The following is a 21,130-nucleotide window of genomic DNA, read 5'->3' on the forward strand; positions in this document are numbered from 1 at the left end:
ATCTTGATGTTTCTGCAAGCGCGCTTGCGATCAATCGTGGATTTGGGTGGGGGCGGGATTCGCCAGCTTGCCGCGCGCGAAACCCCAGCTTGTGGTCAGGATTTTGATCATCACATCGACCTCTGCCTCATCGCGTGGAGCAAAGGCCATGATCGCATTGGCCGGGATGTATCCGGCCGAGGCCATCGGGTGCTGTTCGCCCCATCCCTTCGCGATGAGTTCCTCAACCGCCGCCAGCGGCAGCATCATGTGCGACGAACCGTCATAGGCGGGATGCACATGCGCAAATTCGCGTCCGATCATGAAGGCTTCGCGCGGGCCGCAGGCATGCGGCCGCGGCAGGACTAATGCCTCGGCGCCGGGGACCGAAATACCCGATCGGCAACGCTCGACGAAGGGCAGGGCGAAGGCCTTCTGCTTGAACAATGCGTGAATCTCGGCCGAGGAGTTCTGCGACACTTGCTCATGCGGGGCGCACTCGGTGGTTTCGGGGCGCGGACCCTGCCGCAAGGGAAGTTCGAAGCACATATCTGGTCCTATCCAAATCTGAACGCGCTTTCGACCGCGCCCAATACGTGATCCTCGAGGGTCTTTTCCCCCCGATCCGCAAGCGCGGCGCCGGCCACGACGTGCAATGGAATTAGATGTTCCTCGCGCGGATTGGCGTCGCGTGCGCCGGGTGCCCGATCCCAAGCAGCCAGCATGGCGCGGCGCGCCCCGGGGTCTTCATGGGTCACCGCACCCGTGAGCCATCGGTCGAAGTCGCCGCCGTTCACCGGGCCATCGGGTCCGCCCCTCATCGCCCGCATCATCTTGCCCATGTTGTGATAGGTGTTGCCGGACCCGATGATCAGAACACCTTCGTCTCGCAAGGGCGCCAACGCGCGACCAGCAGCAAGATGCGCCTCAGCGTCGAGATCGTCGCGCAGGCTCAGTTGGACGGTAGGTATGTCGGCCTCAGGCAAAGCCACCTTTAGCGGAACAAACACCCCATGATCGAAGCCACGCGTAGCGTCGGCCCGGGTTTCAAAACCCGCGCCATTCAATAGCTCGCTTGCACGGGCCGCCAGCGTAGGATCGCCTAGCGCGGGCCAGGTCAGCTGATAAGTATGGGGGGGAAACCCCTGATAGTCGAACAGCAGCGGCGGCGCGGAGTTGGTCTGCACGGTAAACACCCGTTCCTCCCAATGGCCTGAGATCACGAGAAGCGCCTTGGGCTTTGCCGGCAGGCTCGCAGGCAAAGCCTCAAGGAATCTGCGGTGCCTGTCCCAGGTGTCAGGCGGGTTCCAGTCCATGAAGAAGCAAGGGCCGCCTCCATGGGGAACAAACACTGTCGGCTGCCTTTCGGTCATTCTGTCGTCCTTTTGAACCCCAAGCCCGAGGGTGGATGGCCAGCGCCGTGGCAACTCCGCATCGGATTAATTCGTCTCTGTCGGAAACGTCGGCGCATATGCCGACTTTACCGCACGCACGCGATTGGCTGTCATCCACGAGGCGATCAGGAGCACCCAGGTCGCAAGAGCCGGTGGCCAGCCTGGATCGCCCGCGCCCACATGCGCCCCGAACGCCAACACCAGATGCCAGAACATCGCCGCGTAAGCCCAGTCCGCCAGCATCGCCGAAGGGCGCCAGAGAATCACCACCGCGCCGACAATCTTCAAAATCGCGAGCGGCCAGATGATGTATGTGGGATAGCTCAACACCTCGCGATACATGCCCGCGACCATATCGTGGGATGAGATGTAGAAAGTCGCCGCACCCAGATAGACCAGCGCCACAAGGCCGGTCGCGATCCAGTAGACATACTTTGCCACGTTGTCACTCATCACCGCACTCCCTGTTTGCAAGGGCTTGTTCAGCCGCAGTTTCCGCTCTAAGTACCTTTAGGTGTCTTGCATCGTTCGTGAAAGTAGGCACTTAAAAGTAACTAGATTACTTTAACCGCGAGGATAATCCACGATGAAGAGCGTCCAGCCCCCCTCATGCCCGATGGAGGCGCTTCTGCGTGTCATCACAGGCCCTTGGACGATCTATATACTCTGGGTTCTGTCCGAGCAGGGACCGCAGCGTTTCGGCGCGCTCAAGCGTTTGGTGCCCGGCATTTCCACCCGGGTCCTGACCGAGAGGCTGAGAATGCTGGAACATGCTGGCGTTGTATGGCGCGAGCAGGCCATGACCATCCCACCCGCTGTCACCTACGGGCTGACTGAGCGCGGCGCGGAACTGCGCGGCGTGCTGGACAAGCTTGGCTCGATCGCACGCCGCTGGGAGGCCGAGGGTGCCTTTGTCGGGACCGCAAGCGCGGCAGAATGACGGTACCCCTCCTGTTCGCGGGATAATCCCGCGCCCGAGAACAACTCAGGCAGAATCAGACCCGAAGCTCATGACGAATTGAAAACGGCGCTAGAAAAAGCCGCCAAGCGGCGCTTGGTGGGGTAGATCCGCACAGCTTTACGCTTTGCTGCTAAATCAACTTCTATCTACTATACTCACTAGACGGTACAGTAAAGCTTGTAACCGCCTAGTCCTGCCTGGGATAGAGAGAACGAGATGCCCGTGAGAAAAATGGCCGACGTCATGATTGGTGCGCGCGAGGTTTTCTTCCGATGCGGTTACGAAGGAGCCACGGTCGATGCAATTGCCGCTGAAGGAAAAGTGTCGAAGGCAACCATGTATTCGTATTACCCGACCAAGGAGCAACTGTTCCTGAGCGTGGTTGAATCCGAATGCGGTCGGCTTGCGGACGAAATCCTCCGGCCCTTGATCGCGTCTTTGGAGCCGCGCGCCCAGTTGGAAGAACTCGCCCTTCGCATGGTCGACCTCACCTTGGACGACACCTACATCCGTCTCCTGCGAACGTGCGTTGGCGCCTCCGAGGCACTGCCCGAAGTGGGTGAGGTTTATTTTCGCGCAGGCCCGAAACCTGCCCGCGAACTCGTCGGTCGGATTCTGGAGCGCCTTACGCGCGAAGGCGCGCTCGATGTCGATGACGTCCGGCGCGCGTCCGATCACTTCATACACCTTTGCGTTTCGGGGCTACTTATGCCGCGCCTTCTCGCAGTGAAACGAGCTGTCCACCGCGAGCAACATGCGCGCGAAGCGGTCGCTGCATTCCTGCGACTTTACGGTAGCGGCCACAGAGACAAATTTTCAGATTGAGCTCGCTTGCCAAATACGGGGCAGCGCATTAGCTCGCCCAATGACTTAACCGACCGGACGGTACAGGGTGACTGCACAAGTGGAAAAGCAACCGAAGAACGCCTCGCCGAAGATTCTCGGCGCTGCGCGGGCGATTGCGCTGCGAGAAGGCGCGGGAAAGATCACGATCGACGCCGTCGCTCGGGAATCCGGCCTCAGCAAGGGTGGGGTGTTGTACAACTTCCCCACCAAGAAAGCGCTTCTGGCCGGGCTGCTCGACGAAATGCTCGCGGAGCACCGCGAACGTCTGGCGTCGGTCCCGGAAGGGCACAGTTCCCGCACCCTGCGCGGTCATCTCGAGACAGTTCTGCAAGCCGTAAGCACCGATGATGACCTTTCGATGGCTATTCTCGCGGTTTCGGCGTCGGATCCGAATCTTCTGGACCCGCTGAGAAGAGAGCTGTCCCGTGATGTCGAGCGCATCCGTTCGGACGCGCAGGACGACACTGCGGCGATGGTTCTTTTTTTGGCGATCCAGGGTCTTCGTTTCCAGAGGCTTCTTCGCCTCGCGGATGGTGACGACGATCAGCAAGACGCCGCCATCGACAGATTGAAGGACATGATAAATGAGCTTGAATAGAACCAGATACTTCCGAGGAGGTGCCGCTGGATTGGTCGCCCTTCTTCTCGCCATTGTCCTTCTCGTGCAATTCAACCCGGACATCGCATCCAAGGTCTTCGCGCAGACTACGGATGAGGTTTCCGGTGCCGATGCGCAAGGGAGCGCCGAGCAAGACATGGCCCAACCGGTCACGGTCGAAGTATCGCGTGCCGAGCTTCGCGATAGCGATAGGGCGCGCAGCCTGGCAGGCCGCGTGGAGCCCGCCCGGACCGTGGATATTGCCTTTCAGGTTTCGGGTCAGCTTTCCGACCTCGCGGTAGATGCTGGGACTCGGGTCGAGAAAGGCGATTTAATTGCCGCGCTCGACCCAGTCGATTTCGAATTGGCCGTGGATCGGGCGCAGGCCTCTTTCGACCTCGCAAAATCCGAATACGATCGTGCGTTGAGTCTGACCGAGAGGGGGGTGGCGACCGACGCCCGACTTGAAACGAACCGCGCGCAGCTTGCTCAGGCAGAAGTCGCCCTGCGTGAAGCGGAGCGACGCTTGGCTCAAGCCACGATCACCGCGCCCTTCGACGCCATTGTCGCGCGCATCTTTCTGGAGGAGTTTTCGAACGTCACCCCTGCGGCTCCGATTGCCAGGTTGCAGGACATCAGTGAAATGCGGGTGCGGATTTCGCTGCCCGAGGAACTCGCCGCGATGGCACGGGCCCAGCCCGATGCATTCAGGGTAACCGCCTCTTTCCCCGCCGTGCCGGGATATGACGCAACTCTGTATCTGCGGAAATTCGTGACCGATGCAGACCCCACAGCCCAAACCTATGACGTCGAGTTTGCAATCGAGGGCGCCATCGACCCGAGATTGCTGCCCGGAATGACGGCGAATGTGCGCGTAGCCGCCGCCGCGGAGGGTGCGCAATCGCGGTTGGTAGTCGTCCCGGTCTCGGCGATCGACACGACGAGCCGGAGCGAGCCGTCCATCTGGCTGTATGACGAGGGGACCGGCCGGGTGTCCCGTAAGACGATCCGCCTGGGGCTGCCGAACGACGACGAAATCGTCGTGCTTGAGGGGCTCTCCGGAGACGAACTGGTTGTGTCCGGCGGGTGGTGGCGCCTGAAGGAAAACGAAACAGTCGCGGTTCGCGGCCTCTGAACGATCCTGGACCGGAAAACCGAAACCATGACAATGAGTATTTCCCGCGCAAGCATCCGACGTCCGGTCGCCGTTTGGCTGGCAATTATCTTTTGCCTTCTCGGCGGTTTGTGGGGGCTGAACACGGTCGGACGCCTCGAAGACCCGAGTTTCACGCTCAAGACGGCGCTCGTTTTCGTGCCCTATCCGGGCGCGACGGCGATGGAGGTGGAAGAGGAAGTCACCGATGTCGTGGAAAGCGCACTCCAACAGATGAAGCAGCTCGACCGGGTGGAATCGAAATCCATGCCGGGCATGGCCCAGATCACGGTCGAGATCGAGATGACCTATGGGCCCGACGAGATTCCGCAGGTCTGGGACGAGATGCGCCGCCGTATCCGCGACATCGAAGGAGAGCTTCCCTCCGGTGCGCAGTCTCCGATCATCAATGACGATTTCGGCGACGTCTACGGCATGTTCTACGCTGTGACGGCCGATGGGTTGAGCGCCTCGGAACAGCGAGACCTCGCGACTAAACTGCGGCGCGACCTTGTCACCGTCGACGGGGTGGCCAAGATCGAGGTTCAGGGGCTGGCTGAAGAGGAGATCATCATTTCGATCCCTTCGGCGCGCCTGACCGAACTGGGCCTGCCACCGGACCAGATCCTCGGTATCATCGCCGACGAAAACCAGGTTTTCTCCAACGGCGAGATCAGCGAAGGGCTGTCTCGGCTGGGCGTGTCCGTTCCGCCGGGTTATGTCAGCGTCGAGGGCATAGAGGCGCTGCGGCTCGGCGCCCCCGGAGAGGTCGGGCAGATTGCGCTCTACGACATCGCTCGCGTGGTCCGAGAGGAGACAGAGCGGCCGAGCCAGATCGTGCGTCACAATGGCACGCGGGCCTTCACCCTCGGGGTCTCGGCGCTCGTGGACCGCAACGTTGTCGAGGTCGGCAGATCGGTCGAGGCACGGCTGGACCAGCTGAAGACCGAATTGCCGGACGGCGTCGAGATCGTACCGATCTATGAACAGCATAAGGTCGTCGACGAAGCGGTCTCGAGCTTCCTCGTCGGCCTCGGTCAATCCGTGGCCATCGTCATCGGGGCGCTGATGCTGACCATGGGTTGGCGCGCGGGTTTGGTCGTGGGTGCCACGCTGGGCCTCACGGTTTTTTCCACACTGTTTTTCATGTCTGTCTTCGGCATCGAGATGGAACGGATCAGTCTCGGGGCTTTGATCATCGCCATGGGCATGCTGGTCGACAATGCCATCGTGATCGCCGAAGGCATGCTGATTGGCATGGCGCGGGGCAAGTCCGCCGAAGACGCCGCCGCCGATACAGAGACCGCGACAGGGTTTCCCCTGCTTGGGGCCACCGTGATCGGGATCATGGCGTTTTCGGGCATTGGGCTATCGCCAGACGCCACCGGAGAATTCCTGTTCTCGCTTTTCGCGGTTATCGCGATTTCGTTGCTGATGAGCTGGATCCTCGCCGTAACCGTTACACCCTATCTTGGGAAGCTCCTTCTGAAGGCGCCAAGAGACACCTCCAAGGACCCCTATCGCGGCTTAGTCTATTCGGCTTATCGCGGTTTCCTCTGGATGGCGCTGCGCGCCCGCGTGCTCGTAGTCCTGACGGTCGTCGGAATCACGGTCTGGTCGGTCATGGCCTTCGGCCAAGTCAAGCAGGCTTTCTTTCCGGCGTCGAACACCCCGATATTCTACGTCGAATTCCAGATGCCACAGGGCACGGACATTCGAGCCACGAATGAAGAAATGGCCCGGCTCGAGGCGATCATCTTAGGCGAGGAGATAGTGACGGACGTTACAACGCTTGTCGGGCGAGGGGCCAGCCGCTTCATGCTGACCTACAACCCTGAGCAGGCCGATGCGAGCTACGGTCAGCTGATCGTGCGTGCGACCGATGCCACACTCATCCCCGATGTTGCGGCGCGTCTCAATCGCGAACTGCCGGCGCAATTCCCCAATGCTCTTATCCGCGTCGAGGAGATCGTCTTCGGTCCGCCTGCCGGGGCCGATGTCGCCGTTCGCTTTTCGGGACCCGATCCGGTAGTCCTCCGGCAGCTATCGGATAACGCGCTTGCGATCTTCGACGAGGCCGGCACGATCACAAACCCGCGCACAGACTGGCGACAGCGCGAAATTCTCGTCGAACCCATCGTCGACGAGGCTCGCATGCGGTTGGCCGGTGCGACTCGCGGATCGATTTCCGACACCGTGCAATACGGGACCTCGGGCCTGCGGGTCGGCACCCTGCGCGAAGGCGATGCCGAAATCCCTATGTATCTGCGGCTTCCCGAGGTCGAGCGCGACGGGCTGGATCGTTTGCGCGATCTCTCCGTCTGGTCGCCGGGTGCAAATGGCTATGTGCCGATGGCCAACCTCGTCTCCGGCTTTGAGCCCCGCCTCGTCGAGGCCCTTATCCACCGCCGCGACCGTGAGCGTACGATAACGGTCCTCGGCGGTGCAGGCGGCGACCTGACAGCAGATGAGGCCTTTCGCAGTGTCCGCTCTGATATCGAAGCCATTCGGCTTCCCGAAGGCTACACGATGGAATGGGGTGGCGAGTTCGAAAGCGCGGGAGAAGCGCAGGCAAGTCTCGGCAAACAGCTTCCCTTGGGCTTTCTGGTAATGCTGACAATTTCGATCCTGATGTTCAACAAAGTGCGCCAGCCACTGATCCTGTGGCTCGTGGTTCCGATGTCGGTCACGGGGATGGTTCTTGGTCTGCTGTTCACTGGGCTACCGTTCACGTTCACGGCGCTTCTCGGCTTCTTGTCCCTTTCCGGGATGCTGATGAAGAATGCCATTGTGCTGGTGGAAGAAATCGATCAGCAACGCGCCGAAGGTGTCGAGGACTATCAGGCGGTAATCGATGGCTCGGTCAGCCGTTTGAGGCCCGTCGTGCTGGCTGCGGGCACAACGATTTTCGGTATGACTCCGCTCATATCAGACGCCTTCTTCGCATCGATGGCTGTCACAATCATGGGTGGCCTCGCGTTCGCCTCGATCCTGACACTGGTCGCGGTGCCGGTATTGTATGCGCTGTTCTTCTTGATCAAGCCGCCTAAACAAGAAAACGCTCCTTCAGGTTCCCCAGCGACAGCCTGAACGCAGATGCAGTTATAAGCGTTTCTCTGAGCGCCCTCGACCCGTCTTAAGGACGGTGTAGGCATGTTCCGTCGCCTCAAGCGCGCCTTCGAGAAAACCGCCGAATGTCGGAGCCACTTCGGTGCCGCCAAAGACGAGCGCTTCGTCCCACAGGCCTGAAAGAACGCACGGCAGGCCATAGTTCGGGTGGGCAAAAAAGACAGCGAAACTGCGGCTGGCAGCACGCCAGGCGCACTCCCGCTCCATGGTCTAGGCCTTCAAGGCATGGACCGAGGCCCAACTGCTACGCATTCCCGGCAAGGACGGTCTCGCGAAGGCCTTCCGCTATGGTCTCAGCTGCTGGCCGTCATTCGAGCTCTTCCTTGGAGATGGCCGCGTCGGCATCGACGACACCACCGCCGAGCGCGTCATGCGCCCGATCAGCATCGGGCGAAAAAACTGACTTTTTGCAGGCTCCGACAGCGGTGGCGAAACGCTGTCCCGGGCGATCTCCCTTGTCGAGACAGCCAAGATGAACGGCCACGATCGGCAAGCCTGGCTGGCCGAAATCCTCGACCGCATCCACAATCACATGACCAACCCGCTCAACGAACTGCTTTCATGGAACTGGACGCCGATAAACTGATCCGCGGTAACAACCGGGCGGTTACGTTTTTGGGGAAGTGATTACCTTTGAATCTTGAGGTCCGACTTCGCCTTTGCTAGGAATCGAACAACCATTAGAAAATTAGCAAAGTCGAAAGTGCAGATGTCTGGACCCCTTGATCAACTGAAGATTATAGAACTTGGTCACGTAATTGCCGGACCACTTGCGGCAGCTTTACTCTCGGATTTTGGTGCAGATGTCATCAAGATCGAAGCCCCCAACCGGACGGATATGATGCGCGACCTTGGACCCAAGGCAGAGGATGGGGTGGGCGTCTGGTGGAAGACTTTGGGCCGTAACAAGAAAACACTAGGCCTGGACTGGAAGTCCGACGAGGGCCGGGACATCCTGCGAAAGTTGGTCGAAGATGCCGACGTGCTGATCGAAAATTTCCGACCGGGTGTGCTGGAACGTGCCGGTGTTGGGCCAGACGTCTTGCACGATTGGAACCCGGACTTGGTTGTCTTGCGGGTTTCAGGTTACGGACAGGACGGTCCGATGCGCGACGTGCCAGCGTTTGGGCGTGCTGCGGAGGCCATGAGTGGATTAGCGCATCTGACCGGTTTTCCCGACGGGCCGCCGATGCACCCCGGCTTTCCGGCGGCCGACAGCACGACAGGGCTGATGGGCGCTTTGGGAATCATGATCGCGCTATTTGCTCGCGAAAAGGGCATTGCACGCGGTCAGGTCGTCGATCTTGCGGTGTTCGAGGCGTTGCTTCGGTTGATGGACTATCCTGTTCCCGCATTGACGGGCGCGAACCTCTCGCCGCGGCGCAATGGGCTGCGCCAGCCGATGGACTTTGCTCCGGGGGGGATGTTCCGAACGTCCGATGGGGTGTGGCTGACCGTTTCCGCAGGGAGCGCGGAAACCGCGCACCGACTGTTGCGGGCAGTCGGCGGGGACGCCCTTGCCGATGATCCGCGGTTTGCGACACTCGGCGAGATGTCGCAGCACATGACGGTGGTCTTTGACGCGATCAATGATTTCGTCACGCAGCACACGGCTAAGGAAGTGGAGGCGGTATTCGCCCGCCATGATGCCGTTGCCTCGCGTGTGTTGAGTGTCGAGGAAATCGCGACGAACGAGCAGATACGCCATCGCGGGGATATCGTGTCGGTCGCTGGCGAACAGACTCAGGTCATTGGTCCGGTCCCTCATCTCAGCGCGACGCCCGGTCAGCTTCGTTGGCTGGGACGACCGCCTGGCGCAGACAGCCAAAGCATTCTGCGTGATCTTGGTTTTGACGATGAGCGGATCGCTGCCCTATGTGAGGCTGGGCTCGTAAGATTGGAAAGAGGGCGCGCGCTATGACATTTCGATTGACCGCCGACCAACAAGAGATTCGCGACCAGGTTCTGCGGATTTGCGCAAGGTTCGACGACGACTATTGGCTGGATCGGGATCGCAACGGTGGTTTTCCCCATGAACTGCACAGGGCAATGGCCGATGGCGCCTGGCTGGGTATCGCCATGCCAGAAGCTGTCGGCGGCGCTGGTCTGGGGATCACCGAGGCGACCATAATGATGCAGGCAATCGCCGAGTCGGGGGCCGGCGCAAGCGGAGCCTCGGCCATCCACATGAACATTTTCGGGCTCAACCCGGTGGTGAAGTTTGGGACCGATGAGCAGCGCGCGCGTATGCTTGGCCCTCTAATAGCAGGCGATGAAAAGGCCTGTTTCGCCGTGACCGAACCGACGACGGGGCTGGATACCACAAAGCTGAAGACCATGGCGGTGCGGCGGGGGGACAGATATGTCGTGCACGGACAAAAAGTCTGGATTTCTACCGCGCAGGTGGCAGACAAGATGTTGCTTCTGGCCAGAACAACGCGGCTTGAGGATGTGAGCAGCCCGACCGAAGGGCTGAGCCTGTTCTATACAGATCTCGACCGAAATTTCGTTGACGTGCGAGAGATCGAAAAGATGGGTCGAAAGGCTGTCGATTCGAACGAAGTCTTCATCGATGGATTGCCGATTCCGGCTGAGGACCTGATCGGGGAGGAGGGCAAAGGCTTTAGGCAAATTTTGCACGGGTTGAATCCCGAACGCATCCTGGTGGCCGGTGAATGCATCGGTATTGCGCGCAACGCACTGGCGCGAGCGGCGCATTATGCAAACGAACGTGTGATTTTTGACCGCCCGATCGGCCAAAATCAGGGTGTTCAGCATCCACTCGCCAAAGCCTGGGCGCGAGTGGAATCTGCCAATCTCATGGTGATGCACGCTGCAGCCCTCTACGATGCGGGAGAACCCTGCGGCGTCGAGGCGAACGCCGCCAAGCTTTTGGCCGCCGACGCCGCGGTCGAGGCGACCGAAGCCGCGCAAATTACGTTTGGCGGATTCGGATATGCTAAGGAATATCACGTGGAGCGACTGGTACGTGAAGCTCTGCTGTTCCGCATCGTACCGGTGACACCGCAGATGCTTCTGTCGTTCATAGCAGAAAAAGCCCTTGGACTTCCAAAGTCTTACTGATCGGAGATAACGGGCGGGGCTGGTGGGAAAAGTTGTCTTGACCAATTTTCTAACGCCCGTTAGATTACTGGCAGCTGCCCCTAATGGGGAATGGGAGGAGGCGTCATGAATAAGACGCAGTTTGGGTCTTCGAGGGAGGACCTATCAAAACGTGCAACCGTTTACGCAAGCGGTTTATTCACCGGCAAAGTCGTTGTGGTGACCGGGGCCGGAGGCGGATTGGGGCTGGCAATTGCGACCTTGTTCGCAAGGCTCGGGGCCAATCTGGCGATCAATGGACGCAACGAAGAGAAACTGGCTTTGGCCAAGGAGTTTCTTGAAAGTTTCGGGGGCGAAGTTTTCGCTGTGCCTATGACCATCCGGGAGCCTGAGCAGGTCGAGGATTTTGTCGCCAAGACGAACCAGGAGTTCGGGGCGATTGACGTATTGGTGAACAATGCTGGGGGTCAGTTTCCGCAAGCAGCGTTGGAGTTTAGTCCAAAGGGCTGGAATGCGGTCATAGACACCAACCTGAACGGCACGTGGTGGATGATGCAATCCACGGCGCGCCACTGGGTTGCCAACAAGCAATCGGGCTCCATCGTCAACATCGTGGCCGATATCTGGCGCGGCATGCCCGGCATCGCGCATACCTGTGCGGCCCGGGCAGGGGTAGTTTACCTGTCCAAGTCGGTTGCGGTGGAGTGGGCCCCGCACGGTATCCGAGTGAACTGCGTGGCGCCGGGTTGCTGCGAAAGCAACGGTTTCGGGAACTACCCTCCGGAGGGTTCTGCGACCTTTCAGGACTCCAACCCGATGCGGCACGCCGGGGACGAATGGGATGTCGCTGAAGGGGTTGTCTATATGGCGGCGAATTCAGGGAAATTCGTAACCGGAGAAGTTCTGAACATCGACGGTGGGCAGCAATTGTGGGGGGATCCATGGCCAACGGGGCGGCCGGACTACTTCCGGATTACCTGATGTTGGCCGTGAACCTTAGGGGGACAATGATATCTAGATGACGACAAGGATTAACACAGCAATCGGAGCCGATGATGGGGCGATACTGGAGTGCAGCGGGGTCGAACGACGGTTCGGCGGCATCGTCGCTGTCACCGGTGTTGACCTCGTTATTCGACAAGGGGAAATCTTTGGACTTGTCGGTCCGAATGGCAGCGGCAAGACAACGCTAACAAACGCAATTACCGGATTTTACCCGCCAAACGAGGGCAGGGTCCGGCTGGCAGGAAACGACATTACGGGTACGGCGCCTCACAAGGTTGCCAAGCTCGGCGTTGCCAGAACGTTCCAAAATCTTGCCCTGTTCAACGGGATGAGCGTTCTGGACAACATCCTGCTCGGGCGGCACATCCACATGAGCCCAGGCGTTTTGCGTACGGCGCTATATTGGTGGGCAGCACAGCGTGAAGAAATCGAGAACCGTAAAATCGTCGAGGAGGTGATCGAGTTTCTACAGCTCGAGAGCATTCGGCATGAGTTGGTCGATGGTCTTCCGATCGGGTTGAAAAAGCGGGTCGAGCTGGCGCGGGCATTGGTGGCCGAGCCACAGATGCTGATTCTCGATGAACCGATGGCCGGCATGAACCAGGAAGAGAAAGGGTATATGTCCCGTTTCATTCTGGATGCCCGTGCCGAACGCGGCGTCAGCGTTCTGCTGATCGAACACCATATGGATGTCATCACCGGCATTTGTGATCGGATGCTGGCACTGAACTACGGTGAAATGATCGCCAGTGGCATCCCCAAGGAGGTTGTGAAGGACCCGCGGGTCATCGAGGCATATATCGGAGGGTCGCATGACTGATTTTACGAAGAACCGGTCTTCAGGCGGCGAAACGATTGGTGCACTTCTGGCGAAGAACGCGTCGCTCCACGGAAAGGATATCGCCCGTCGCGAAAAAGAGCGTGGGATATGGAAAGAAACCACCTGGGCGGAATACGCCCAAGAGGTGGTGGCCTGTGCGGCTGGGCTTGAAAAAATCGGCGTGAAGCCTGGCAAAGCAGTGCTTGTTCTGGGCGATAACCGTGCGCGGCTCTATGGCGGCATGCTGGCTGTTTCGTTGCTTGGTGCCTACGCCATGCCCGCTTATCCGGGCGCAACTCTTGAGGAACTAAGGCACTTTCTTGGCGAAATCGAGATCGTCGCGGCCATTGCGGAAGATCAGGAACAGGTTGACAAGATCCTGGAACTGAAGGACGCGGGCGCCGAGGGCATCGACCACATCATTTATGATGAAGCGCGCGGTCTTGGCTTCTACGAGGTTGAAGGGCTGTTGTCCTGGGATCACCTGATCGAAGTTGGTCAGCACGATCTGAACGAAACCCCGGGCCTGCGTGAGGAACTGCTTAGTCGTGCGAAGCCGGAAGATCCGGCCATTTTTCTGCACTCCTCCGGAACGACGGGCGCGCCGAAGGGCATCGTACTGAGTCAGAAGAACGTTCTTGCTGCTGCTCGGAATGGACATGCGGCGGGTGCCTTCGACGAAAATGAGGAGATCCTCGCGTACTTGCCGATGGCCTGGGTGGGAGACTACGCCATAACCGTTGCCGCGGCACTCCTTTGGCGTTTCACCGTGAATGTGCCTGAGCGCCAGGAAACGGTCGTGCGCGACATGCGCGAGATCGCTCCGACCTTCTATCTGGCGGCTCCGAGAAGCTGGGACCAGATGCTGACGACAATCCAGGTGGGTATCGAAAATTCGTCCCCTTTAAAGAAATGGCTGTACCATTTTTTCATGGATCGGGCCATCGCCGCTGAGACACGCAAGCTGAACGGAAAAAGCGGTGGTATATTGGAGCCTTTGGGCCGACTTTTGGGCGAGGCAATCATTTTCGGACCGATCAAGGACCAGTTCGGAATGAGCCGCCTCAAGAACGCGTTCACCGGCGGCGAAGCGATCGGCGAAGACACCTTTGTTTTCTACCGATCCTTGGGAATCAAATTGCGCCAACTCTATGGCCAAACCGAAAACAGCGCGATCAATGCAATTCAGTCTCCGGGTGAAGTGCGCCTTCATACCGTCGGCAAACCCGCGCCCGGCGTCGAGGTGACCATCGCCGAGGACGGGGAGATCCTGGTACGCTCGGACAGCGTATTCGAAGGGTACTTCAACAAACCCGAAGCGACCGCCGAAGCCCTTGAGGGCGGGTGGCTGCATACAGGTGATGCCGGGTATTTGGAGGAAGATGGACACTTGGTTGTTCTGGGGCGCGTCTCCGAGGTCATGCATACGGCCGGAGGCGAGCGGTTTGTGCCAAACTACATCGAGAACCGGTTGAAATTCAGCCCTTATATTAAGGATGCTGCCGTAATCGGCGCCGGGCTGAAGGAACTGACGGCGATGGTCTGCGTGGATTTCGAGGCCGTGGGGCACTGGGCCGAAGTGAACGGCGTACCTTACGTGTCATATGCCGATCTTTCTCAGCGTGAAGAGGTCGCGACGTTGCTTCGCGAGGCCTTCCAACGGGTCAACAAGGCCGTCACCGAACCATTGCGCCTGCAACGCTTTGTCAGTCTGCCGAAAGAATTCGACCCGGACGATGGTGAAATCACACGGACACGAAAACTACGGCGCAAGGTCGTTCAGGAACGCTATGCTGACGTGATCGCGGCGCTCTACGACGGTTCAAAAGAGGTCCATGTAAGCGCGCAGGTGACTTACGAGACCGGGGAAGTAGGGAAGGTCGAAAGAAGCCTTCCCATCAGGGAGGTATAAATGGACTGGGTCTTTCTATCAGAGCTTGCGATCAACGGAGCCTTGACGGGTCTGCTGTACTCGCTATTCGCCATCGGCCTTGTGCTGATTTACAAGGCATCTTCGGTGCCCAATCTGGCGCAGGGCGGGTTGACCATGGTCGGGGCCTATGTGGTCTTGGCGCTGGCACGCGACGTGGGTTTACCCTTGTGGCTGGCCATCCCTCTGGCTGCGGTTGTCATGTTCGGCCTTGGGTTCGGCATTGAGCGTGTTGCTTTGCGCCGTCTCGCAGGTCGGCCGGTTGTCATGATCTTGATGCTGACACTCGGCCTCGACATTTTCCTGCGGGGTACAACGCTTGCGATTTGGGGCGGGACGTCACGTTCGATGGAATTGGGCGTCAGCTATGATCCACTGTTTTTGGACGACATCTTCATCAGCCGCATCCATCTGGTTGGTGCCGGTGTTGCGCTCGCCTTGTTTGTCGCATTCATGCTGTTTTTCCGAACCCGGACCGGGATCAAGTTGCGGGCGATCGCGGATGATTACATGGCTTCGTGGTCGGTCGGCATCTCGGTTGAACGCGGAGTTGGCCTGTCCTGGGCGCTGGCATCTGTTGTTGCTGTCGCCGCGGGCGTTATCTGGGGCGGAATTCAGGGTGTCGATCAGGCGCTGTCGCTGTTGCTGCTCAAGGGTCTGACCGTTGCCGTTCTCGGTGGTCTCGACAGTATCCTTGGCGCCGTGATCGCGGGCATCATCCTGGGCGTCGTCGAAAACGTTGGCGCTGATTTCCTCGATCCGCTTGTCGGAGGCGGAAGCCGTGAGCTTATCGTCGCCGCCGTGCTCATTCTTACGGTCATGATCCGTCCGCACGGGCTATTTGGTCGTCACGACATCGAAAGGGTGTAAGGGATGTTTTACAGACTTTCTGGCGTCCATCACGCCGACTACGTTTCGGACAGCCGTATCTTCAAGGTGCCTGCCGACAGAAATCTGACAGCATTCATCTTTCTGATCGGTCTTGCCGCGCCGTTCATCATTCCGTCGCTTTACCTGAACAGCTACTTGCTTCCCTGGCTGATCTGGACGGCCGCCGCTTTGGGGCTGAACCTGGTGACAGGTTGGGCGGGGCAGCTTCACCTGGGCTATGCCGCGGTCATGGCGGTCGGCGCCTATTCGGCGATCCATGCCGCGCGTTTCGGGGTGCCGTGGGAATTCGCGCTGATCATCGGCGGGTTGACGTCATCCGTGATCGGCAGCCTGTTTGCTTTTGCCGCTTTGCGGGTCAAGGGACTGTACCTCGCCCTTACCACTCTTGCGATGCAATTTGTGATGGACTGGGTTCTGACCCACTCTCCGGCGATCTCGGGGGGCTCACACGCGTCGCTCCAGTCACCGACATTGGCGCTGCTCGGGCAAGAGATTACCACTGATACTGGCTTCTACTATGTCGCCTTCGGCTGGTGTGTCTTGGTGACGATCTTCATGCTTAATCTCAAGCGTACTGGACTCGGTCGCGCTTTGGTCGCTGTCCGTGAAAAAGATTTTGCCGCCGCGATCCTGGGTGTGAACAGTTTCTACTACAAAATTCTCGCATTCGCGACTTCGTCGTTCATCGCGGGCGTCAGCGGTGCGTTGCTTGTTGCCACCTTTTTCTTTCTCGCCGCACCCGAGCAATTCTCGGTTGCCGTTTCGATCCAGGTTCTTGCGATGGTGATCGTTGGAGGTCTTGGCAGCATCATCGGATCCTATTTTGGGGTTGCCCTGATCCTTCTTGTTCCGGGTATCGTGAACGGTCTCGTCGTCACGCTGAGTGAATGGATTGGCATGCAGATCAACGTTGAAACGCTCGCTCACATCCCGAACGCAGTCTATGGCGCACTGATCGTCATTATCCTTCTGATCGAACCACTCGGTTTGGGAAAACTCTACGGCAACATCAGAGACTACCTGATGGTCTGGCCCTTCGATCAGTTCAAGAAATAAGGGAATTGACGATGCAAGAGAAAGTTGAAGCCCAGAACATTCTGTCCATGAACAGTGTCGAGGTGCTGTACGACAATGTAATGCTGGCGATCAAAGGTGTTTCGGTTCAGGTTCCTACAGGCGGGATGATCGCACTCTTGGGATCGAACGGAGCGGGGAAAAGCACCACGTTGAAAGCGATCAGCGGTCTTTTGAAGGCTGAGCGCGGACGCATCAGCCGAGGTGAGATAACGTTCCAGGGAGCGGACATTACCGAAGCGCTCGCGCAAAAACGCGTCGAGATGGGCATCTGTCATGTCATCGAAGGGCGACGAGTCTTCGAACACCTGACCCCCGACGAGAACCTGACCGCCGCCGCGCCGCGCGGAATGTCCCGATCAACGCTGAATGCGGAAAAGGACAAGATCTACGGATATTTTCCGCGGCTTGCCGAACGCAAGAATTCGCAAGCAGGCTATTTGTCGGGTGGTGAGCAACAGATGCTTGCCATTGGGCGGGCCCTCGTGACCCAGCCGAAGCTGTTGATGCTTGATGAACCAAGTCTCGGGCTTGCTCCGTTCCTGGTCGAGGAAATCTTCGGCATCTTGCAAAAGATCAATAAGGATGAGGGCCTGTCCGTCCTGCTGGTGGAACAGAACGCCTTGGCGGCTCTGGAAATCGTTTCGCAAGGGTACCTTATCGAAAACGGCCGCGTTGTTATGCACGGCACCGCCGAGGCGCTCAAATCTAACTCCGACATTCAGGAGTTCTATCTAGGCGGCGGAGAGACCGATTTTCACAACGTCAAGCACTACAGCCGACGCAAACGTTGGTTGAGTTGAGGTACTAATCAGAAGTTGTTCAGGGAGGAACAAATGAAGAAACTTACCAAAGCGTTGGCCGTATTATCAATGTTCGGCGGAGCAATGTTTGGCACCCAGACGCTGGCTGAGCCATTCAAGATCGGCATCTGCTACGATCTCAGCAAGGCCTATACCTTTGCCACGCCGCAGGTTTCGCAGGCCGCGATGGACCTTGCCAAGCTCATCAACATGAAGGGCGGCATCGGTGGGGAACCGGTCGAAGTCATCGTGCGTGACCACGGGAACGAACCGCAGCGCGGAATCGAGTGCTACTCCAAGCTCAGCCGCGAGGGTGTATTCGTCTTCGATACCCTGTCCACTCCGGTCTCTCTGGCTATCCTGCCGCGGGCCATGGAAGACGGGCGTATCCTGATGCAGTCGCTTGTCGGCCGAGGCGATGCCGTTGACGGCACCGTTTTCGAATGGGTCTATCCGGTCGGACCGACCTATTGGGGACAGGCGGCCAATGATGTTGCCTACATAAAGCAATTGCATGATGGCGACTTGTCGGACGTGAAGGTGGGGTTTGTGTATTTCGATTACCCTTTCGGACAGGAGCCGATCGAGATCCTGGAAACCTTGTCCGAAAAAGAGGGTTTCGAGCTTGAGCTGTACCCCGTGCCGCTTCCGGGCAGTGACCAGGCCGGTGTGTGGTCCAAGGTGCGCCGCGACAAGCCCGATCATGTAATCGTCTGGATGTTGGGCGGTGCGCATGTGGTTGCGTCGAAGGAGATGCAGCGCAATCGCATTCCGATGGACAAGTACATCTCGGTCAACTGGTTGAACGAAGTCGATATCGCCAACATCGGTGAAGAGGCCGCCAAGGGTATCAAGCGCGGTACCAATGTCGTGGGCGGTCAGGATATTGCCCTGTATCAGGAAATCATGTCCGAGCTTTATGACAAGGGCGAGGGGTCCGGCCCGATCGAGAAGACGCAGGACGTTTTCTACAACACCGGTCTGGCGATGTATTCAATCATGTTCGAAGCCGCGCGCAGGGCGGCAGAACAGGAAGGCCTTCCGATAACCGCGGAGTCCTACAAAGCCGGACTGGAATCTCTTGAGGGATACGACGCGAACGGGCTGATGGCCCCCATTACGGTGACGGCCGAAGATCATGGCGGCGGCGGTAAGACCCGGATCGAGATGTGGGACGGGGAGACTTGGGTGCCGCAAACCGACTGGATCTCTGAGTACACGGACGTCGTGTGGGACGTGGTGAAAGAAAGTTCCTCAAAATACGAGCAGTGAAAGACAGGTAGCAGGAAGGGTGACGCTACGCAGGGCGGCAGCGGCGCTTACGAAACGGTATCATCGCCCTAAACCCTAGAAACGGGAGAGAGAAAACATGAAAGTCAAACAGCACATTAAGGCAGTGGTCCTTGCTACTGCGCTGGCTGCAAGCGCGACTGTGGCCTCAGCGCAGGACAAGGAGCCGATCCGCTTCGGACTCTGCTTCGACCTCAGTAAATCCTACACGTTCATTTCGCCGCAGGTGGCCCAGGCCGCGCAGGATCTCGCGATGTACACCAACGAAAACGGTGGTATTGAAGGGCATCCGGTTGAAGTCATCATTCGCGATCACGGCAACGAACCGCAGCGTGGCGTGGAATGCTATGAGCAGCTCAAGCGCGAAGGCGTTTTCCTTTTCAATTTTCTGTCCACGCCGGTCACGAACGCGGTTTTGCCGCGTGCCATGAAGGACGGTAACGTACTGATGCAGTCTTTCGTTGGCCGCGGTGACGCGGTGGACGGCGAAGTGTTCGAATGGGTTTTCCCGGTCGGTCCGACGTACTGGCAGCAGGCGGCAAATGACGTTGCCTTCATCAAGGGTCAGATGGGCGGTGACTTGAGCAAGGCGAAGATCGGGTTCATCTATCTGGATTATCCCTTTGGCCAGGAACCGATCGAGATCCTGAAAACGCTTTCCGAAAAGGAAGGGTTCGAGTTGGAGCTGTATCCCGTACCGCTTCCCGGGTCGGATCAAGCCGGCGCATGGAGCAAAATCCGCCGCGACAAGCCCGACTATGTGATCAGCTGGCTACTGGCGGGCGGACATGTGGTCGCCTCGAAGGAAATGCGCCGCAACCGTTTCCCGATCGACCGCTATCTGTCGGTGAACTGGCTGAACGAAGTCGATATCGCCAATATCGGCGCGGAAGAGGCGAAAGGCATCCTGCGCGGGACGAACGTGGCCGGTGGCCAGGAAGTTCCGATCGTCAAGACGATGCTGGACACCTACTATGCCAATGGCAAGGGCAGCGGACCCGAGAGCCTCGTGCGCGACGTGTACTACAATACGGGCATGGCGATCTACTCGGCCGGTTTCGAAGCTGCGCGTATTGCGATTACCGAAAACGGTTGGCCGATCACACCGGAAACCATGAAGAATGCCTTTGAATCGATCGAGAACTTCGATGGAAACGGCATCATGGCCCCGGTTACAGTGACCGACAAAGACCACGGAGGTGGTGGCAAGACCCGGGTCGAACAGTGGAATGGCGAAACCTGGGTTCCGCTGACCGACTGGAGCGCCGACTATCTCGACGTTGTTTGGGATGTCATCAAGCACAGCTCGGCGACTTTCACCGTCGAATAAGACTGGGCTTCCCCGCGGCAGACACGTCGCGGGGAAGCTTTCCGCAGTTAGATTGTCCCGAGAAAGCGAAGCAGGTATCATGAGCCCCATTGACGTGAAGATCGAAGACGGAATTGCAACCGTCTGTATTAACCGGCCCGAACGCAAAAACGCACTTTCCGTGGCGGCTACGAACGGGCTGACCGATGCTTGGGAAAAGATCGAGGCGGATGACAGCGTTCGTGTGGCCATTCTGACTTCGGCCGATTGTGGCGTGTTCAGCGCCGGACTGGATCTGAAGGAAGCCACAAAAATCGCACGCGACGAGGGCGTCGATATTCTGACCAAGATGCGCGACCCGTTTCACGAGACAATGCGCGCCTGCAAGAAACCGATCATCGCGGCGATGACGGGGTCGCTGATGGCGGGCGGAATGATGCTGACTTTGAATTGCGATCTGCGGGTCGGTCTCAAGGGGACCAAGGTCGGTATCACCGAAGTAAAGATCGGTCGTGGATCGCCTTGGGCATCGCCAGCATTGTCCATGCTGCCGCAGCCCATCCTTATGGAAATAGTTCTGACCGGCGACTTGATGCCGATCGAGCGCCTGCACGAATACGGGTTCACCAACTATATCGAAGACACTCCCGATGCTGTCCGCGCACGGGCCTTCGACCTTGCCAAACGCATTGCCAGCGCGGCCCCGCTGTCGGTTGTTGCCGCGAAAGGCAGTGTTCGCGCAACCATGGATCTTGGCTGTGCCGGTGGTCTGGAAGAGGGCAAGCGCCTGCACGAGGTGGTTTACGCCAGCAACGACGCGATTGAAGGCCCAAAGGCCTTTGCTGAAAAGCGAGCACCCGTCTGGACCGGGACCTGATGGAGGCT

At 58.7% G+C, this 21,130-nt stretch carries 19 protein-coding genes and 1 pseudogene; 17 read left to right on the plus strand and 3 right to left on the minus strand.

What is annotated here, in order from left to right; all coding sequences use genetic code 11:
- Positions 1 to 30: 30 nt before the first annotated feature.
- From FIU94_RS17795 to FIU94_RS17805, 3 genes are all read right to left on the minus strand, one after another.
- Positions 31 to 426, minus strand: a complete 396-nt coding sequence (locus FIU94_RS17795) for a luciferase family protein (protein WP_254702674.1) — start codon at positions 424 to 426, stop codon at positions 31 to 33.
- Between the two features lie 110 nt (positions 427 to 536).
- Entirely contained in the window at positions 537 to 1,352 is an 816-nt protein-coding gene (locus tag FIU94_RS17800) for a class III extradiol ring-cleavage dioxygenase (protein WP_136340168.1), read from the minus strand.
- Positions 1,353 to 1,418: 66 nt separating this feature from the next.
- Positions 1,419 to 1,826 carry a DoxX family protein gene (locus FIU94_RS17805; protein ID WP_043753122.1) on the minus strand — a complete coding sequence of 136 codons (408 nt, stop codon included), beginning with the start codon at positions 1,824 to 1,826 and terminating at the stop codon, positions 1,419 to 1,421.
- A 163-nt stretch (positions 1,827 to 1,989) separates the two neighbouring features.
- Here FIU94_RS17805 and FIU94_RS17810 point away from each other — a divergent pair, with 163 nt between their 5' ends.
- From FIU94_RS17810 to FIU94_RS17900, 17 genes and pseudogenes are all read left to right on the plus strand, one after another.
- The gene (locus tag FIU94_RS17810) at positions 1,990 to 2,313 is read left to right on the plus strand and encodes a helix-turn-helix domain-containing protein (protein ID WP_036051547.1); all 324 of its coding nucleotides are present in this window, start codon (positions 1,990 to 1,992) and stop codon (positions 2,311 to 2,313) included.
- A gap of 252 nt (positions 2,314 to 2,565) precedes the next feature.
- Positions 2,566 to 3,159 (plus strand): TetR/AcrR family transcriptional regulator, encoded by a 594-nt coding sequence (locus FIU94_RS17815; RefSeq protein WP_234163373.1) that lies wholly within the window; start codon positions 2,566 to 2,568, stop codon positions 3,157 to 3,159.
- 79 nt (positions 3,160 to 3,238) lie between these two features.
- Complete coding sequence (locus tag FIU94_RS17820; RefSeq protein WP_136340217.1) at positions 3,239 to 3,778, plus strand: TetR/AcrR family transcriptional regulator; 540 nt, start codon at positions 3,239 to 3,241, stop codon at positions 3,776 to 3,778.
- On the plus strand, positions 3,765 to 4,913 hold the full coding sequence (locus FIU94_RS17825) for an efflux RND transporter periplasmic adaptor subunit (RefSeq protein WP_152467181.1): 1,149 nt from the start codon (positions 3,765 to 3,767) through the stop codon (positions 4,911 to 4,913). The genes FIU94_RS17820 and FIU94_RS17825 overlap by 14 nt, the downstream gene beginning before the upstream one ends.
- 27 nt (positions 4,914 to 4,940) lie before the next feature.
- Positions 4,941 to 8,021, plus strand: coding sequence for an efflux RND transporter permease subunit (locus FIU94_RS17830; protein ID WP_152467182.1), 3,081 nt, complete (start codon positions 4,941 to 4,943; stop codon positions 8,019 to 8,021).
- Between the two features lie 202 nt (positions 8,022 to 8,223).
- A pseudogene (locus tag FIU94_RS21085) lies at positions 8,224 to 8,646 on the plus strand (transposase); the annotation flags it as partial.
- A 123-nt stretch (positions 8,647 to 8,769) separates the two neighbouring features.
- Positions 8,770 to 9,981, plus strand: a complete 1,212-nt coding sequence (locus tag FIU94_RS17850; RefSeq protein ID WP_152467184.1) for a CaiB/BaiF CoA-transferase family protein — start codon at positions 8,770 to 8,772, stop codon at positions 9,979 to 9,981.
- Entirely contained in the window at positions 9,978 to 11,144 is a 1,167-nt protein-coding gene (locus FIU94_RS17855) for an acyl-CoA dehydrogenase family protein (protein WP_172975950.1), read from the plus strand. Before FIU94_RS17850 ends, FIU94_RS17855 begins: the two co-directional genes overlap by 4 nt.
- A 105-nt stretch (positions 11,145 to 11,249) precedes the next feature.
- A complete protein-coding gene (locus FIU94_RS17860) occupies positions 11,250 to 12,104 on the plus strand; it encodes an SDR family oxidoreductase (RefSeq protein WP_028284935.1) in 855 nt (284 codons plus the stop codon).
- A 37-nt stretch (positions 12,105 to 12,141) separates the two neighbouring features.
- Positions 12,142 to 12,948: an ABC transporter ATP-binding protein gene (locus FIU94_RS17865; protein WP_136340174.1), complete on the plus strand. Its 807-nt coding sequence runs from the start codon at positions 12,142 to 12,144 to the stop codon at positions 12,946 to 12,948.
- Positions 12,941 to 14,860, plus strand: coding sequence for a long-chain fatty acid--CoA ligase (locus FIU94_RS17870; protein WP_152467185.1), 1,920 nt, complete (start codon positions 12,941 to 12,943; stop codon positions 14,858 to 14,860). The genes FIU94_RS17865 and FIU94_RS17870 overlap by 8 nt, the downstream gene beginning before the upstream one ends.
- Positions 14,861 to 15,748: a branched-chain amino acid ABC transporter permease gene (locus FIU94_RS17875; protein WP_152467186.1), complete on the plus strand. Its 888-nt coding sequence runs from the start codon at positions 14,861 to 14,863 to the stop codon at positions 15,746 to 15,748.
- A gap of 3 nt (positions 15,749 to 15,751) precedes the next feature.
- Positions 15,752 to 16,825, plus strand: coding sequence for a branched-chain amino acid ABC transporter permease (locus tag FIU94_RS17880; RefSeq protein ID WP_152467187.1), 1,074 nt, complete (start codon positions 15,752 to 15,754; stop codon positions 16,823 to 16,825).
- An 11-nt stretch (positions 16,826 to 16,836) separates the two neighbouring features.
- Positions 16,837 to 17,646 carry an ABC transporter ATP-binding protein gene (locus FIU94_RS17885; protein ID WP_152467188.1) on the plus strand — a complete coding sequence of 270 codons (810 nt, stop codon included), beginning with the start codon at positions 16,837 to 16,839 and terminating at the stop codon, positions 17,644 to 17,646.
- A 69-nt stretch (positions 17,647 to 17,715) separates the two neighbouring features.
- Positions 17,716 to 18,918 carry an ABC transporter substrate-binding protein gene (locus FIU94_RS17890; RefSeq protein WP_136340219.1) on the plus strand — a complete coding sequence of 401 codons (1,203 nt, stop codon included), beginning with the start codon at positions 17,716 to 17,718 and terminating at the stop codon, positions 18,916 to 18,918.
- Between the two features lie 97 nt (positions 18,919 to 19,015).
- Positions 19,016 to 20,266 (plus strand): ABC transporter substrate-binding protein, encoded by a 1,251-nt coding sequence (locus FIU94_RS17895; protein WP_152467189.1) that lies wholly within the window; start codon positions 19,016 to 19,018, stop codon positions 20,264 to 20,266.
- A 79-nt stretch (positions 20,267 to 20,345) separates the two neighbouring features.
- Complete coding sequence (locus tag FIU94_RS17900) at positions 20,346 to 21,122, plus strand: enoyl-CoA hydratase/isomerase family protein (RefSeq protein ID WP_152467190.1); 777 nt, start codon at positions 20,346 to 20,348, stop codon at positions 21,120 to 21,122.
- Positions 21,123 to 21,130 lie beyond the last annotated feature (8 nt).

The organism is Sulfitobacter sp. THAF37 (assembly GCF_009363555.1).
GTDB lineage: Bacteria > Pseudomonadota > Alphaproteobacteria > Rhodobacterales > Rhodobacteraceae > Sulfitobacter.

Coding starts and splice junctions, on each gene's coding strand:
- FIU94_RS17800 (WP_136340168.1), bottom strand. CDS start 1,352: ATGACCGAAAGGCAGCCGACAGTGTTTGTTCCCCATGGAGGCGGCCCT.
- FIU94_RS17805 (WP_043753122.1), bottom strand. CDS start 1,826: ATGAGTGACAACGTGGCAAAGTATGTCTACTGGATCGCGACCGGCCTT.
- FIU94_RS17810 (WP_036051547.1), top strand. CDS start 1,990: ATGGAGGCGCTTCTGCGTGTCATCACAGGCCCTTGGACGATCTATATA.
- FIU94_RS17815 (WP_234163373.1), top strand. CDS start 2,566: ATGGCCGACGTCATGATTGGTGCGCGCGAGGTTTTCTTCCGATGCGGT.
- FIU94_RS17825 (WP_152467181.1), top strand. CDS start 3,765: ATGAGCTTGAATAGAACCAGATACTTCCGAGGAGGTGCCGCTGGATTG.
- FIU94_RS17830 (WP_152467182.1), top strand. CDS start 4,941: ATGACAATGAGTATTTCCCGCGCAAGCATCCGACGTCCGGTCGCCGTT.
- FIU94_RS17850 (WP_152467184.1), top strand. CDS start 8,770: ATGTCTGGACCCCTTGATCAACTGAAGATTATAGAACTTGGTCACGTA.
- FIU94_RS17855 (WP_172975950.1), top strand. CDS start 9,978: ATGACATTTCGATTGACCGCCGACCAACAAGAGATTCGCGACCAGGTT.
- FIU94_RS17860 (WP_028284935.1), top strand. CDS start 11,250: ATGAATAAGACGCAGTTTGGGTCTTCGAGGGAGGACCTATCAAAACGT.
- FIU94_RS17865 (WP_136340174.1), top strand. CDS start 12,142: ATGACGACAAGGATTAACACAGCAATCGGAGCCGATGATGGGGCGATA.
- FIU94_RS17870 (WP_152467185.1), top strand. CDS start 12,941: ATGACTGATTTTACGAAGAACCGGTCTTCAGGCGGCGAAACGATTGGT.
- FIU94_RS17875 (WP_152467186.1), top strand. CDS start 14,861: ATGGACTGGGTCTTTCTATCAGAGCTTGCGATCAACGGAGCCTTGACG.
- FIU94_RS17880 (WP_152467187.1), top strand. CDS start 15,752: ATGTTTTACAGACTTTCTGGCGTCCATCACGCCGACTACGTTTCGGAC.
- FIU94_RS17885 (WP_152467188.1), top strand. CDS start 16,837: ATGCAAGAGAAAGTTGAAGCCCAGAACATTCTGTCCATGAACAGTGTC.
- FIU94_RS17890 (WP_136340219.1), top strand. CDS start 17,716: ATGTTCGGCGGAGCAATGTTTGGCACCCAGACGCTGGCTGAGCCATTC.
- FIU94_RS17895 (WP_152467189.1), top strand. CDS start 19,016: ATGAAAGTCAAACAGCACATTAAGGCAGTGGTCCTTGCTACTGCGCTG.
- FIU94_RS17900 (WP_152467190.1), top strand. CDS start 20,346: ATGAGCCCCATTGACGTGAAGATCGAAGACGGAATTGCAACCGTCTGT.